19 protein-coding genes are annotated in these 13,784 nt (G+C 70.6%); 10 read left to right on the forward strand and 9 right to left on the reverse strand.

The genetic code is table 11. The annotated features are described in order from the left end of the window. Positions 1-183 precede the first annotated feature (183 nt). From O7613_RS20950 to O7613_RS20970, 5 genes are read left to right on the forward strand one after another with little or no spacing between them, the layout of a single operon-like run. Positions 184-492, forward strand: coding sequence for a 4a-hydroxytetrahydrobiopterin dehydratase (locus O7613_RS20950; protein WP_281586753.1), 309 nt, complete (start codon positions 184-186; stop codon positions 490-492). 31 nt (positions 493-523) lie between these two features. Then, positions 524-886, forward strand: a complete 363-nt coding sequence (locus tag O7613_RS20955) for a PH domain-containing protein (RefSeq protein WP_281586752.1) — start codon at positions 524-526, stop codon at positions 884-886. A 27-nt stretch (positions 887-913) separates the two neighbouring features. Further along, complete coding sequence (locus O7613_RS20960; protein WP_282289678.1) at positions 914-1,630, forward strand: ElyC/SanA/YdcF family protein; 717 nt, start codon at positions 914-916, stop codon at positions 1,628-1,630. Between the two features lie 41 nt (positions 1,631-1,671). Further along, on the forward strand, positions 1,672-2,403 hold the full coding sequence (locus O7613_RS20965) for a class I SAM-dependent methyltransferase (RefSeq protein WP_282289679.1): 732 nt from the start codon (positions 1,672-1,674) through the stop codon (positions 2,401-2,403). Between the two features lie 10 nt (positions 2,404-2,413). After that, a complete protein-coding gene (locus tag O7613_RS20970) occupies positions 2,414-2,908 on the forward strand; it encodes a GNAT family N-acetyltransferase (protein ID WP_282289680.1) in 495 nt (164 codons plus the stop codon). Positions 2,909-2,935: 27 nt separating this feature from the next. On the opposite strand, the gene O7613_RS20975 is transcribed toward O7613_RS20970, so the two are convergent. The 4 genes from O7613_RS20975 to O7613_RS20990 form a co-directional block, all read right to left on the reverse strand. After that, positions 2,936-3,721 carry an ABC transporter permease gene (locus O7613_RS20975; protein ID WP_281586748.1) on the reverse strand — a complete coding sequence of 262 codons (786 nt, stop codon included), beginning with the start codon at positions 3,719-3,721 and terminating at the stop codon, positions 2,936-2,938. Then, positions 3,718-4,653 carry an ATP-binding cassette domain-containing protein gene (locus O7613_RS20980; protein ID WP_282289681.1) on the reverse strand — a complete coding sequence of 312 codons (936 nt, stop codon included), beginning with the start codon at positions 4,651-4,653 and terminating at the stop codon, positions 3,718-3,720. The genes O7613_RS20975 and O7613_RS20980 overlap by 4 nt, the downstream gene beginning before the upstream one ends. Before the next feature lie 12 nt (positions 4,654-4,665). After that, complete coding sequence (locus O7613_RS20985; RefSeq protein ID WP_282289682.1) at positions 4,666-5,505, reverse strand: DUF4097 family beta strand repeat-containing protein; 840 nt, start codon at positions 5,503-5,505, stop codon at positions 4,666-4,668. Positions 5,506-5,575: 70 nt separating this feature from the next. Next, the gene (locus O7613_RS20990) at positions 5,576-6,094 is read right to left on the reverse strand and encodes a ribbon-helix-helix protein, CopG family (RefSeq protein ID WP_282289683.1); all 519 of its coding nucleotides are present in this window, start codon (positions 6,092-6,094) and stop codon (positions 5,576-5,578) included. A gap of 230 nt (positions 6,095-6,324) precedes the next feature. On the opposite strand from O7613_RS20990, the gene O7613_RS20995 reads away from it, so the two are divergent. After that, on the forward strand, positions 6,325-6,906 hold the full coding sequence (locus O7613_RS20995) for a Uma2 family endonuclease (RefSeq protein ID WP_282289684.1): 582 nt from the start codon (positions 6,325-6,327) through the stop codon (positions 6,904-6,906). Between the two features lie 118 nt (positions 6,907-7,024). Here O7613_RS20995 and O7613_RS21000 read toward each other — a convergent pair whose 3' ends face one another. Next, positions 7,025-7,465, reverse strand: a complete 441-nt coding sequence (locus O7613_RS21000; RefSeq protein WP_282289685.1) for an ArsI/CadI family heavy metal resistance metalloenzyme — start codon at positions 7,463-7,465, stop codon at positions 7,025-7,027. Between the two features lie 76 nt (positions 7,466-7,541). Between O7613_RS21000 and O7613_RS21005 the strand changes: the two genes are divergently transcribed. Genes O7613_RS21005 through O7613_RS21015 form a run of 3 tightly spaced genes read left to right on the forward strand, consistent with a single transcriptional unit; the run spans position 7,542 to position 9,030 of the window. Then, on the forward strand, positions 7,542-7,898 hold the full coding sequence (locus O7613_RS21005; RefSeq protein WP_281586742.1) for a metalloregulator ArsR/SmtB family transcription factor: 357 nt from the start codon (positions 7,542-7,544) through the stop codon (positions 7,896-7,898). After that, positions 7,895-8,632: an MIP/aquaporin family protein gene (locus O7613_RS21010; RefSeq protein WP_282289686.1), complete on the forward strand. Its 738-nt coding sequence runs from the start codon at positions 7,895-7,897 to the stop codon at positions 8,630-8,632. Before O7613_RS21005 ends, O7613_RS21010 begins: the two co-directional genes overlap by 4 nt. Continuing rightward, the gene (locus O7613_RS21015) at positions 8,629-9,030 is read left to right on the forward strand and encodes an arsenate reductase ArsC (protein WP_282289687.1); all 402 of its coding nucleotides are present in this window, start codon (positions 8,629-8,631) and stop codon (positions 9,028-9,030) included. The genes O7613_RS21010 and O7613_RS21015 overlap by 4 nt, the downstream gene beginning before the upstream one ends. A 65-nt stretch (positions 9,031-9,095) precedes the next feature. On the opposite strand, the gene O7613_RS21020 is transcribed toward O7613_RS21015, so the two are convergent. Next, a complete protein-coding gene (locus O7613_RS21020) occupies positions 9,096-9,524 on the reverse strand; it encodes a MerR family transcriptional regulator (RefSeq protein ID WP_282289688.1) in 429 nt (142 codons plus the stop codon). A 90-nt stretch (positions 9,525-9,614) separates the two neighbouring features. Between O7613_RS21020 and O7613_RS21025 the strand changes: the two genes are divergently transcribed. After that, positions 9,615-10,520: an MBL fold metallo-hydrolase gene (locus O7613_RS21025; RefSeq protein ID WP_282289689.1), complete on the forward strand. Its 906-nt coding sequence runs from the start codon at positions 9,615-9,617 to the stop codon at positions 10,518-10,520. Here the strand turns inward: O7613_RS21025 and O7613_RS21030 are convergent. Genes O7613_RS21030 through O7613_RS21040 form a run of 3 tightly spaced genes read right to left on the reverse strand, consistent with a single transcriptional unit; the run spans position 10,492 to position 13,689 of the window. Beyond that, positions 10,492-11,577 carry a hypothetical protein gene (locus O7613_RS21030; RefSeq protein WP_282289690.1) on the reverse strand — a complete coding sequence of 362 codons (1,086 nt, stop codon included), beginning with the start codon at positions 11,575-11,577 and terminating at the stop codon, positions 10,492-10,494. The two genes, O7613_RS21025 and O7613_RS21030, sit on opposite strands and share 29 nt — an antisense overlap. A gap of 48 nt (positions 11,578-11,625) precedes the next feature. Further along, positions 11,626-13,026: a hypothetical protein gene (locus O7613_RS21035; RefSeq protein WP_282289691.1), complete on the reverse strand. Its 1,401-nt coding sequence runs from the start codon at positions 13,024-13,026 to the stop codon at positions 11,626-11,628. Between the two features lie 30 nt (positions 13,027-13,056). Then, positions 13,057-13,689 (reverse strand): GPP34 family phosphoprotein, encoded by a 633-nt coding sequence (locus O7613_RS21040; protein ID WP_282289692.1) that lies wholly within the window; start codon positions 13,687-13,689, stop codon positions 13,057-13,059. Between the last annotated feature and the right edge of the window lie 95 nt (positions 13,690-13,784).

A 13,784-nucleotide genomic window follows, 5' to 3' on the forward strand; every position in this document is an offset into this window, starting at 1 on the left:
CACCAGCGTGCCAGATCAATCGGCGGTTTGGGTAGCTGAGTCGGCCATCAGGCCAGCAGAACACGGAAGTGTGGGCGTGGACACACCATCTGTGCGACGACAGACTAGAGGGCGTCGACTGGGACACGGGATGGCGACGATTTGGCCACAAGCCGGCAACAACGACGCCTGGGAGGTGCGGTGATGCGCGTGCTGTTCAGCAGCCGGGCGAAGCACGACTACCTCAGCGACGCACTCGACCTGCTGTCCGGGTGGACGCGCGAGGGCGAGCAGATCCGCCGTACGCTGGTCCTCGACGACACCCAGCACGCCGCGCTCACCGAGCGGGTGGCCGTGGTGGCCGACGCCCTGCGCCTGCGCCCCGAGATCAGCCGCCGGGCCGACCACACCCAGATCCGGCTGGGGCACGACGACGGCGAGCCACTCACCGAGGGTGAGGTACTGCTGGCGGCGCGCATCGAGGACGCGGTCCGGGCGGTCACCGAGCACTGAGCGCTGGCACGCCTGCCCTACCGTCTAGGGCATGTCTGGCCCGACGTACGACCGCAAGGAACAGTTCCAGCAGATCCAGAGTGGGTTGCTGCCCGGTGAACAGATCATCGCCGTCTACGACGCCGTCGGCACCGGCACCGGCTTCATCGGCCTGACCGACCGGCGGGTGATCATCCAGGACCGCTCCTTCGTCGGCAAGCGGTACGCCATCACGAGCATCCCGTACTCGAAGATCACCAGCGTGAGCGTGGTGAGCAACAAGTCCTGGGGTGGTTCGTTCTTCTCCACCGGGTCAATCGCCGTGCACGTCGGCGCGCACACCTACGAGGTGGAGTTCCGGGGCGCGGACAAGAGCCACCACGTACACAACGTCATCCTGCACCACATCTCCTGACCGGACGGTCGTGACACAATCGCCGCCATGCGGGGGCTGATCGCACGTTGGCGCGCCTGGCGCGCCACCCACCGGCGGGCCGTACGCCTGATCCGCCGGCTCGTCCTGGTCGCCGCGGCCGGCGTGGTGCTGCTGGCCGCTGCGACCGCGGCGAGCGTCGCCTGGATCCGCGCCGACGCCCGCGGACACGTGTTCACCGCCGCCGACGTGCCGGAAGCGCCGGTGGCCCTGGTGCTCGGCGCCAAGGTGGAGCCCGACGGCACCCCGTCGCCGTTCCTGGCCGCCCGGCTGGACATCGCCCGCCAGCTCTACACCGCCGGCAAGGTCAAGGCGATCCTGGTCTCCGGCGATCACATGAACTGGGACTACGACGAGCCGGACGCGATGCGCCGCTGGCTCGTCGACCGGGGCGTGCCGGCCGAGAAGGTGGTGCTCGACCACGCCGGCTTCGACACCTACGACTCGTGCGTCCGGGCCCGGCGGGTCTTCGGCGTGCGGCGGGCCACCGTGGTCACCCAGTCGTTCCACCTGCCCCGCGCGGTGGCGCTCTGCCGGCACGTCGGCGTCGAGGCCGACGGCGTCGGGGACGACACCGTCCGCCGCTACGCCGGGCAGTGGCGGATCAGCGCCACCCGGGAGTACGGCGCCAGCGTGAAGGCCACGGTGGACGTGCTGTCCGGGCGGGATCCGGTCCACCTGGGCCGCCGGGAGACCGGGGTGGACGACGCGCTGCGGGCGCGGTAATCCGGTTGTCCACCGGGGACGGTCGCTGGTCTGCTGGCGTGATGTCAGTCTTCGACGATCCCGGTCACTTCGGCCGACTCTGGGCGGCAACCTACGACAATCCTGGCAATCCTGACCCCGCACCGGCGGTCGACTTCCTCGCGCCGCTGGCCGAGGGCGGTCCGGTGCTCGAACTGGCCGTCGGCACCGGCCGGGTGGCCCTGCCCCTGGCCGCCCGCGGGCTGACCGTGGAGGGCGTGGAGGCGTCCCCGGAAATGGTGGCGCGGCTGCGCGCCAAGCCGGGCGGCGAGCACATGCCGGTCACCATCGGCGACATGGCCGACGTGCCCGTCCCCGGGCCGTACCGTCTGGTCTTCCTGGTCTTCAACACGCTGTTCAACCTGGTCGACGCGGAGCGCCAGGCGGCGTGCTTCCGCAACGTCGCCCGGGTGCTGGCCCCGGGCGGGGCGTTCGTCATCGAGACCTTCGTGCCGGACCCCGCCGGCTTCGACCGGGACGAGCAGGTCCAGGTCCGCGACGTGACCGAGGACTCGGCGACCATCCGGATGCACAGGTACGACCGGGCGGCGCAGACGTTCGTGCGGCAGACGATCACGTTCGACGCCGAGGGCGTGCACCTGCACCCGTTCGCCATGCGCTACGCCTGGCCGGAGCAGATCGACGAGATGGCGGAACGGGCCGGCCTCCACCTCGCCGAGCGGTACGCCGACTGGGACCGGACGCCGTTCGACGCGGACAGCCGCGCGCACATCTCCGTCTACCGCCTCCGGTAGCGTCCCGTCGATGACGGTCACCGTTGCCGCGATGGACGACGCGCACGCCGACGCCGTGCTGGAGATCTACCGCCTCGGCATCGACGAGGGCGACGCCACGTTCGAGACCGAGCCGCCGGGCTGGGACCGGTTCACCGCCGGCCGGCTACCCGGCCACCGGTGGGTGGCGCTCGACCCGACCGGGCAGGTGCTCGGTTGGGTGGCCTGTTCGGCGGTCTCCGACAGGTGCGTCTACGCCGGGGTGGTCGAGCACTCCGTCTACGTGCATCCCGAGGCGCGCGGGCGCGGCGTCGGCCGGATGCTGCTGGACGCGCTGATCGCCTCCACCGAGGCGGACGGCGTCTGGACCATTCAGTCCGGCGTGTTCCCGGAGAACACCGCCAGCCTGGCCCTGCACGCGGCCTGCGGGTTCCGGGTGGTCGGCACCCGGGAGCGGATCGGCCGTCACCACGGCCTCTGGCGGGACGTCACGCTCATCGAACGGCGGAGCCCCCGGATCCGCTGACGGCGGACCGGGGGTTTCGCGCCGGGTCTAGCGGTTGAACAGCCGCCTCGACCAGAGGTAGCCGCCGAGCGCGATGACGGCGCACCAGCCGAGCGCGATCCAGCCGTCGTGCCCGATCGGCTCGTCCATGAGCAGCCCGCGCAGGCTCTCGATGATCGGGGTGAACGGCTGGTACTCGGCGAACCAGCGCAGGCCGGCCGGCATCGAGTCGGTGGGCACGAACCCGCTGCCGAGGAACGGCAGCAGGATCAGCGGCATCGGCAGGTTGCTCGCCGTCTCGACGCTCTCGCTCACCTGGCCGAGCGCGACTGCCAACCAGACAAGCGCGAACGTCACCGCCGCGAGGAGACCGACCGCGCCCAGCCAACCGGCCGCACCTGCGGTGGGGCGGAAGCCGACGAGCAACGCCACGCCGATCACCACGGTCAGGCTGATCGCCGCCTGGATCATGCTGCCGAGGACGTGGCCGGTCAGCACCGACACCCGGGCGATGTGCATGGTGCGGAAACGGGCGATGATGCCCTCGGTCATGTCCATGGCGATCGAGATCGCGGTCCCCTGGACCGTGGCCGCCACGGTCATCAGGATGATCGCCGGCGCCACGTAGTTGGCGTACTCGGCGCGCCCGCCGCCGCTGCCCAGCCCGGCCCCCAGCGTGCCGCCGAGCACGTAGACGAAGAGCAGCAGGAAGACCACGGGCATCCCGACGAGCATCACGGTCATCGACGGGTAGCGCAGCATGCGCCGGAGGTTGCGGCGCAGCATCGTCGCCGAGTCGCGCAGCGGGTGGAATCTGAGGGCGGCGGTGCTCATGGCGTGGTCACCTTCCGGTCGGTGAGGGCGAGGAAGACGTCGTCGAGGTCGGGGGTGTGCACGGACAGCTCGTCGACCTCGACGCCACAGTCGTCGAGCCGGCCGATCAGAGCCTTCAGCGAGCGCAGGCTGCCGTCGCCGGGCACCCGCAGGGCGAGCGCGTCGGGCTCGCGCGTGGCCCGGTCGAGCACCCGTACCGCCTGGTCGAGACCCTGCGGGTCGGCGAACCGCAACCGGACGTGCCCGCCGGGGATGCGGCGCTTCAACTCCTCGGCCGTGCCCTCGGCGACCACCCGGCCGTGGTCCAGGACCGCGATCCGGTCGGACAGTTCGTCGGCCTCCTCCAGATACTGCGTGGTCAGGAGGATGGTGACGCCGTCGGCCACCAGGTCGCGGACGATCTGCCACATGTCGCGGCGGCTGCGCGGGTCCAGCCCGGTGGTCGGCTCGTCCAGGAAGATCACGCGCGGGTTGCCGACGAGCGTCATCGCCAGGTCGAGCCGGCGCAGCATCCCGCCGGAATAGGTGGACGCCGGCTTGCCGGCCGCGTCGGTCAGGTCGAACCGGTCGAGCAGCCCGGCCACGCGCCGCCGGCCCTCGTCCCGGCGCAGGTGGTGCAGGTCCGCCATCAGACGCAGGTTCTCCGCGCCGGTGAGCAGCTTGTCCACCGCGGAGAACTGCCCGGTGACGCCGATCGCGGCGCGCACCGCGTCCGGCTCGCGGGCGAGGTCGTGCCCGGCGACCCGGGCCTCGCCGCCGTCGGCGGCGAGCAGCGTGGACAGGATCCGCACCGTCGTGGTCTTGCCCGCGCCGTTCGCGCCGAGCAGCGCGAAGACCGTTCCTTCGGGTACGCGCAGATCGATGCCGTTGAGCACGACGTGGTCGCCGAACGACTTCCGTAGCCCGGTGACGGCAATCTGGTTCGTGGTCATGGTTGGCCTCCCTCAGGACCGGCGGATGGTGATGTCGCCGTAGGAGGTGCTGCCGCGCACCTCGACGGTTTCCTCGGCGTCGCCGGGCCGGGCGGTGTTCTCCAGCAGGTTGTGCACCTGCCCGAAGCCGGTGTTGACCTCCAGCCACGCGGCGGTGCCCGGCGCGACCCCGATGTCCAGGTCGCCCATGGCCGTGCGGAGCACGACCGAGCCGCGCGCCACCTCGCCGACGCGGATGCCGCCGTTGGAGGTCTTCGCGTCGACGCCCGCGCCCGCGCGGGTGACCTCGACGGCGCCGTTCGCGTTGCGCACCCGCACGTCGCCGCTGGCCGCGTCGATCGTGGTGTTGCCGTTCGAGTTCTTGACCGCCACGGCGCCCTCGACCGCGCCGACCCGGACCGTGCCGGAGCCGGTGGAGATCTCCGCGTCGCCGGTGACCCCGTCGACGGCGACGTGGCCGACACCGGTGTGCAGGCGCAGCGGCCCTGTCCGCTCCAGCCGGACGTCGCCGGTGGTCTTCACCTGGGTCTCACCGAGCCGGCCGGTGCCGCTGACGCCGCCCATCAGCAGGTGCGCGGAGAGCTGGGAGTCGCTCGGCAGCTCGATCGAGACGTCCACCGACCGGCTCTTCTTCGAGAAGTCGAAGGCGCGCCTCGGGCCGGTGACCTGGAGCGCGCCGTTGGCGAAGTCGACGCGTACCTGCGCGGCGGCCTGGACGTCGGATTCGTCGGCGGCGTTGCTCGGGCGGACCTCCACCACGGTGTCGGCGCGGTCGCCGGCGGCGATCCACACGGCGGCGACGCCGAGGTCCATCGTGACGGTGATCGATTCGGGCGTGTCGAAAACAGGCATGGTTGTCCCCGCATTCCGGGTCGTTGGGTCGTCCCCGCAGGTCAGGGGGACGTGAGAGGTGCGGTGTGGTCTAGTGCACCCAGCCGGTCAGGCGCTGCTGGGACCGCTTGCCGCCGTGGCGCGGCTCGGGACGCGACTCCCGGTCGGCCCGGGGCAGGCCGGCGGCGGCGGCCCGGACCAGCCAGGCGTTGACCGATCGGCCCTCCGCCGCCGCGGCCTCCTCGACCGCGGCCTTGAGCTGCTCGGGCATGCGGACGTTGATCCGGGCGACCGGGCCGTCCTCGGCGATCGGCAGGTCGATGTCGGGCGCCGCGCTCTCCCCGGTCGCGGCGGGAAGCGGCTCGGCGGGCGGCGCCGCGACGACGAAGTCCGGGTCCCGGCCGCGCAGGCGCAACTCCACCGAGCCGGGCGCCAGCTCCCGGGTGATCTCGTCGGCGGCGGCCGACAGCGCGTCCAGCAGGGTCATCCGGATCGCCGACTCCAGCGGCCCGGTCAGGCGCTCGACCAGCGCACGCGATTCTTCGCCACCGGCTTCGGCGAGGGCGGCGAACTCCCGCCCGAGGTTGCTCACATACGAGGTCAAGTCCATGGCACTACTGTGGCACACAGGATGGCACCACGGCAAGCCTAGATGGCATCACTTTGGCACGCGGTGACATCGGTGCTAGGAATCGTTGCTGCTCAAACGTCGTCCATTCCGTGGCATCATCGTGAGGCCACGGCGGCATTCGCCGGTGCCGCAACGCTGGCATTGCCCATCCGGCACGCCGGCAGGATGAGCGCGCAGGCCGGGCCGTTGCCGAGCGCTAGCATGAGGTCATGACTGCGGTGCCCGAGTGGATGCGCCCGCCTCGCCCGGAGGGCTGGTACTCCGAGGACTTGGACCAGCTCACCGAAGCACCGCGTCACACCGAACTCATCGACGGAGCACTCGTCTTCATGATGTCTCCCCAACGGGTCTGGCACGCCCGGATGGTCACCGCGCTGGTGAACGCCCTGACGGAGCAGGCACCGACCGGCGTCGAGGTCGACCGGGAGATCACGATCCGGCTCGACAGATGGAATCGCCCCGAGCCCGATCTACTTGCCACGACGGCGCCCTACGACCCGTCCCGCACCTTCTACACGCCCGAGGAGACGCTCCTGGTCGTGGAGGTGGTCTCGCCCGAGTCGGCGCATCGGGACCGCACCGTCAAGCTGCGCAAGTATGCGGAAGCGGGCATCGCGAACTACTGGCGGGTCGAGGACGAGGACGGATCACCGGTGGTCCACACCTACGAGATCGACAGTCCCACTCGGTCGTATGCGCCGACCGGGATCCATCGACGCGAACTACACACCGCGACGCCGTTTGCGGTCAAGATCGATCTGCTGGGATTGGTGCCCGGCCGCAGTCGCTGAGGGGCGCCGTCGCCGAGCAGGCCATGGCGTCGCCCCTGGACCGGTGCACCTATCCCGTGCGCCCACAGCGCCACGCGCCCGCCTTCCGATCGGAGGCGGGCGCGCTCGGGCGTGACGATCAGCAACAGGTGGAGGCAGCTCCGCTGGTGGCCGGGGTACCGCACGCGCTCTCGGTGGCCTTGTCCAACCGGCCCGAGTCGCCCTTGACGGTGTAGACCTCCCACGGCTCGTTGCCGGGGCCGCGTACCCAGACCTTGTCCTGGAGGGCGTAGCAGCACTCGGTGTCGTTCTCCGCAAGGGTGATCAGGCCGGAGTCCGTGAGGCGACTGGTCGCGGCGTTGACCTCGTCGGTGCTCGCCACCTCGATGCCCAGGTGGTCCATGACGGTGGGCTGGTCGCCCTCGCCTTCGAGGAGGACGAGCTTCAGGGGCGGGTTCTCGATCGCGAAGTTGGCGTAGCCGGGGCGACGCTTCGCCGGCTCGACGCCGAAGAGCTTTGCGTAGAAGGCCACGGAGCCTTCGAGGTCGGACACGCGCAGGGCGAGCTGGACACGGGACATGGGTGCCTCCGAATTAGATGTTTGTCGAAGCAAGACCCACGTTGCACCCTGTTTTGAATTCTGTCAACCTAGAGGCATGTCGAAACAAGACCTCCCGGTGGTGGCCTGCTGCTCCCCGATCGCGGTCCGCCCGATGGATGCCGAGCAGGCGGCGGTGGTCGCGCCGATGTTCAAGGCCCTGGGCGACCCGGTCCGGCTGCGGCTGATGTCGATGATCGCCTCGGTGCCCGAGATGTGCGTCTGCGACCTGACCCCGGCGTTCGACCTCTCCGGGCCGACCATCTCCCACCACCTGAAGGTGCTGCGCGAGGCTGGCCTGGTCGACTCGGAGCGCCGCGGCACGTGGGTGTGGTACCGGGTGCGGCCGGAGGCGTTCCGCCAGCTCGGCGCGCTGCTCGACATCTCCGCCGCCCCCACCGGCACCGTCGCGTGAGCCTCGCCCTGCCCCGGCGGGCCTCGGCGGAGTTCGCCGGCACCGCCCTGCTCGTCGCCGCCGTGGTCGGCTCCGGGATCGCCGCCGCCCGGCTCTCCCCCACCGACACCGGTCTCCAACTGCTGGAGAACGCGATCGCCACCGCCCTGGCGCTGGGTGCGTTGATCCTGATCTTCGGGCCGGTGTCCGGGGCGCACTTCAACCCCGTTGTCTCCGCCGTCGACTGGTGGATCGGCCGCCGCGCCGGCACCGGCCTCACCGGCCGGGACCTCGCCGCCTACGTCCCGGCCCAGATCGGGGGTGCCATCGCCGGCGCGGTGCTGGCCGACCTGATGTTCGGTCTGCCGGCCGTGGCCTGGTCGCGCACCGGCCGGGCCGGAGGGAATCTGTGGCTGGCCGAAGCGGTCGCCACCACCGGCCTGATCCTCCTGGTCTTCGCCCTCGCCCGATCCGGCCGCACCTCCGCCGCGCCGGCCGCCGTGGGCGCCTGGATCGGGGCCGCCTACTGGTTCACCTCGTCGACGTCGTTCGCTAATCCGGCCGTCACCATCGGCCGAGCCTTCACCGATACCTTCGCCGGCATCGCCCCGGCGTCCGTGCCCGGCTTCGTCGCCGCCCAGCTCGCCGGCGGCCTGGTCGCCACCGCCGCCCTCGCCGTCTGGTACCCGCACGCCGCCGACACGGCTGACGCCGTGGTCGTGCCCCACCTCGCCCCGGAGGCCGAAGCCCGATGAGCAACAAGCCCAGCGTCCTGTTCGTCTGCGTCCACAACGCCGGCCGCTCCCAGATGGCCGCCGGCTGGCTGCGTCACCTCGCCGGCGACACCATCGAGGTCCGTTCCGCCGGCAGCGAGCCGGCCGACCGGATCAACCCCGTCGCCGTCGAGGCCATGCGCGAGGTCGGCATCGACATCACCGACCAGACGCCCGCCAAACTCACCTGGGATACGGCCGAAGCCAGCGACGTCATCGTCACCATGGGCTGCGGCGACGCCTGCCCGGTCTTCCCCGGCAAACGGTACGAGGACTGGGCGCTCACCGACCCCGCCGGCCAGCCCCTGGACGTCGTCCGTCAGGTGCGCGACGACATCCACGCCCGCGTCGAAGGGCTACTCCACGGCCTCGGCCGATAAGTTCCCGCCACGGTTGGCATCGGCCCGTAGGGGGCTCCCTTCACCCGGGTTCCCACTGTCAGCGTCTACGCATGCCGTTCGCGCTGCACCGGCCGGATCGCGGCGCCCACGGTTTTCGCCGAACCGTGGGCAAAGCTGCTGCATTCAGGGCAGGTCGAGACCATCGGGTGCGCGCAGGCAAGAACATGATCAAGGAAGTCCTGTGCGGCGTGCAGGCGGCGGATCTGGTCGGCGATCCGGTCCCGTCGACTACGCACCAGCGCGGCGCGGCGCGGACCGTCGGCGCGATACAGGTCCCCGATCTCGGTCAGGGACATGCCAGCCCGTTGACAGAGCTGGATCAGACGCGCCCGCGTGATCGTCTCGTCATCGTAGATCCGGTGCCCGTTGGCGAGCCGGGCCGGTTCGAGCGCCCCGACCTCCTCCCAATGCCGCAGTACGTGCGTCGGAACGCGAACAAGCGCCGCCGCGTCTCCGATTCGCCATGTCGTCACGGAAGCTCCTCCCACATTGACTTCAGGTCAGCCTGAACTTCTACGGTGCGCGCCACGGCGTACGACGCGCCAGGGTGGAGGGAGAAGCTTGTGATCCACACGATTCGTGAGGCCGGGGTGGCGATCGGTGCGCTGGCCGCGGTGCCGTACCGCCTGATCCGGCCACGTCCGATCGACCGCCGGTTCCTGGCCGGGTTGTCCGACGCCGGCATTCCCCGTGGGGACGTCGAGGTCGAGCTGGTCGCGTTGAACCAGACGGTGCGATCGGTGCCGACCCCACTCATCGCCGAGGCCGTCCGGAAACCGCGCCAGGTCGGCAACGCCCTGACCACGTACGTGATCCGGCATCCGGAGGTTACCGTGCTGCTCGACCCGTCGGTCTGTGCCGACGTCGGCGACCGGGTGATCGGCGAGTTGCCGTGGACGTTGCGGCCGGCGGTGCGGCCGCGCTATCAGGTGCTGCCGACCACGACGGCGTTGGAACGGGCCGGGATTCCCGCCGACACGATCGACTTCGCCCTCCCGACCCATCTGCACTGGGACCACGTCAGTGGGCTGCTCGACCTTCCCGGACTGCCGGTCATGGTGCGGGAGCGGGAGCGGGACTGGATGATGTCCGGCGCCGCCGCACCCGCAGGCGGCGTCCGAGCCGCGCTGCGCGGCCGCCGGTTGGACCGCTACGAGTTGGAGGGGCCGCCGGTGCTCACCTTCGAGCGCAGTCACGACCTGCTCGGCGACGGTTCAGTGATCATGGTTGAACTGGCCGGGCACACACCGGGGAGCGTCGGTGTCCTGCTGCGCACCCACAACGGTCCGGTACTGGTCGCCGGTGACGCAGCCTGGCACGGGCTGCAGATCGAACACGTCCGGCAGAAGGCGCCGTACCCGGGGTGGCTCGTCGATGACGATCGTGACGGCGCCTTCCGCACGTTGCACCGGCTGCACGCCGTCCGTACCCGGGTCCGCATCATCCCGACCCACGACCCGAGTGCCTGAATCGTCCGCTCCCATGCCGATCGACTCCGTCGTCGACGGGTGCCGCCTCTCCGGGGCGACGGTGGTCGCTCCGGCGGAGGTGCCGGGCGAGACGGGCCAATAGGTAGATCTGCGCCGCGATCAGCAACGAACCGGCAAGTGCGGCGGTCACCGAAGCCGGCATCATGAACGCGGTGTGCGACACGAGGATCCCACCGAGGAGCCAGATCCGGTGCCGGCCGTCCCAGTTGGTCGCCGCCTGCCAGCCCAGCACCAGCAAGCCGAAGGGAACGGCGGTCATCACCGCGATGACCAGCCGCTGGACGGGGGACATCAGGTCGCCGAGCAACAGCGTGGAGCCCAGGCCGAGCGGGAGCAGCGTCGTGAGGAACGCCATGGTCAGGTACATGGACACGAACCCGACGACTCCCGGGCGTGGCGCGGACCGGGCCGCTCGGCTGCCTCGTGTGGCGCGACGGCGGGGAAGCACAAGCAGCGCGACGAGTGCGAGCACCATGATGAGTGCGATGAACACCATCGTGAAGCCCCAGGGCGTCCGGTAACCGGGGTCCTCCGTCGCGGAGATGAGGTAGCGAAGCCCCAGCACACCCACGACCGCCAGGGCGCCGACGCCGGCCAGGGCCCGGTTGCTCAGGTAGGGCCGGGTCTGCTGGGCCGGGAACAGAAGGTTGGTGACGGCGATCGGCACCAGGACGCTCAGCACGACATGGACGCCGATCTGCGACTCCCAGTACGTCCAGTTCACACCGAGCGCCCGAAATCCCCAGTCGGCGGCACCGTACATCCGAGGGCTGGTCAGGGCTTGCAGGCCCAGACCGTCCTCCGCGATCTGGTAGGCCACGCCCATCAGCACCAGACTCGGCCAGCCACCGCCGACCCGCACCACCGCCTCGCGGAGCACGAGGACCCCGGCGCCGTACATCACCAGGAGCAGGGGCAGCAGCAGCCAGGTGAACGGCACCGCCACCGCGGTGAACGTCAGCTCCGCGCACAGTGTGGTCAGTAGTGCGAGCGTCCAGGCCGCTCGATTCCAGCGTCGTTTCTTGATCGTATTCATCTGTCCGGTTCTTTCGATCTGCGTGCCGGTTCGGGAATCGCGGTGAGATCAATGTGTTTCGTGTGCGTGCAGGAGTTCTTCGAGCTTTGCGTTCTGCGCGTGGGCCAGGGCCAGGGCCTGCCGCTCGAAGGCCGCCCGCTCGGTCGGGTCCTCCGGCATCGGCGGGGCGATGTCCGGGTGCAGCCGTGAGGTGTGCAGCCAGGCGCCGATCTCCGCGTGGTCCGCCCAGCGCAGCTGTTCGGAGTTGGCGGAGAGGGCGAACCGGAGCCAGTCCACGTCGGTCCGCGGGTTGGGGGTGACGGGGCAGAGCGCGTTCTTGGCGGCGTCGTCGGGACAGGTCGCCTCCACGTGCGCGATGAGGGCGGCGCTGAACACCGGTTGGCATACGCGCACCGACTGGAGGGTGATCAGTCCGTCCTGGAAGATCGGCACGACAGGGAGTTGCTTCACGGCGTCGGCGGTGCAGTCCACGTGCAGGACACGGGGGCCGGTCGGGAGCGTGCCGCCGTCGAGTTCGATCTCGGTCTCGTTGATCTGTTTGATCCGGCCGAGGCGGACGATGTTCTCGATCGTGCGCAGCTGCGCCAGTTCCGCCTGGGAGACGGTGGCGCAGCGGAACGCCGTGGGCCGCTCGTCCGGGGAGATCCGCAGCAGGGTGCCCACCGCGTCGAGCCGGTCGAAGAGGTCGGATACGGATTCCGCACCCATGATCGCCTCGTGCTTCGCGGCGTACTCGGCCGCGATGTCCTCGGCGCGGCGCAGGGGCATCGGTTGCACGGTGGCCCGGTCGATCAACCACGGCGCGCGCGGCATGATCCAGGTCAGGTCCGCCGGATCGACGCCCTGTTCCAACAGCCAGAGGCAGGCGTCGATCCCGGTCTTGCCCGCGCCGACGACGACGTACCGGTCGTAGCGTTCGCGAGCGGCGGGCAGGTCGTTCGGCGGCACCACGGAGATGCCGGTGGCGACCGGAAACTCCGGCGGTCGCATGGCAGGCACCGTCACGCTCTGGTACGTGGTGTCGACGATCCTGCGCCGCACGGTCACCTGGTACTGCTCGCCGGAGTCGGTCTGGTGGAATCGGCCGGCGCCCCGGTACTCGGCCGTGGGGAAGTAGGAGACCCGCCCGGACGGCAGGAACGTCTGCCGCATCACCTGGTCGAAGTAGCCGCAGATCTCGGCCGCGTCGGCCAGCTCGTACATCCCGGCGTTCCAGCCGGTCCGGTCGACCCGGCCGGCACCGAGCGGGCGGGAGTTCACGCCGTACATGGCCGACGGCTGGTGCAGCCGCACGTAGGGGTAGGCGATGGTCCAGTGCCCGCCCGGCCGGTCGTAGCGGTCGACCATGGTCACGGTCGCCTGCGATTCGGTGAGCAGCGTGTCCACGAAGGCCATCGCCGTCGCGCCCGCGCCGATCACGAGGTAGTCGGTGTCGATGTCGGTCACCATCACGTCGTTCCTTTCCGTTCGTTGGCTGGTTCAGCTCGATGCGCCCATTGCGGCGATGGCACCCCGCGTCCGGGCGATGGCCCTGCGTACCGCGGGACTGATGGACTGGCCTTTGGCGATCGCGCCCATTCGCTTCCGGACCCGCTTGCGGCCGCCGGCGGGAACCGCCCGGCGCCACAGCTTCGCGGCGTGCAGTACGCCGATCAGCGCGGCGGTGCGCTCGCTCGGCTGTTGTCCGTCGAGGACGGTTTCGGCGAGCCCGGCGCGAGTCTCCGCCGCGACCGAGGCGTCGACCGCCGGGTAGCGGTGCGCCGGGATGACGCCGAACAGCCAGGTTCTTCTCCGCTGGAGCACACCGCGTTCGACAAGCGCCGTGATGGTGTGGCCGAGTGCTCCGGCGCGTGTGCGGCGCAGCAGTGTCGAGACCTTGACCGTGCCCCTCGCCTCGGTGAGCACGGCGTCCAGGTGAGCGGAGCCGGTCGGAGTCGGATCCACCACGGTGACGACGTCGTTGTCGCCCACGGTGATCCGCTGGGTGAGGGCCAACTCGACGATGGCAGCGCCTGCCACCGCCCAGTCGAGACCCAGGCGCGCGCTGCCTCCGCCGGTGTCGCTGTCGAGGGCGATCAGGACGACTTCTTCGGCGACGGTGAGTTCGGGCACCGCACTCTCCTTCCCGGTTGCGTACGGTGTATCGAGCCACTGCGTACACTGTCCCAAGCTCCGGCACCTCGTCAACGTTCTGGCTTGCTGGAGCG

The sequence above is a fragment of the Micromonospora sp. WMMD975 genome (genome assembly GCF_029581215.1).
Lineage (GTDB): Bacteria > Actinomycetota > Actinomycetes > Mycobacteriales > Micromonosporaceae > Micromonospora.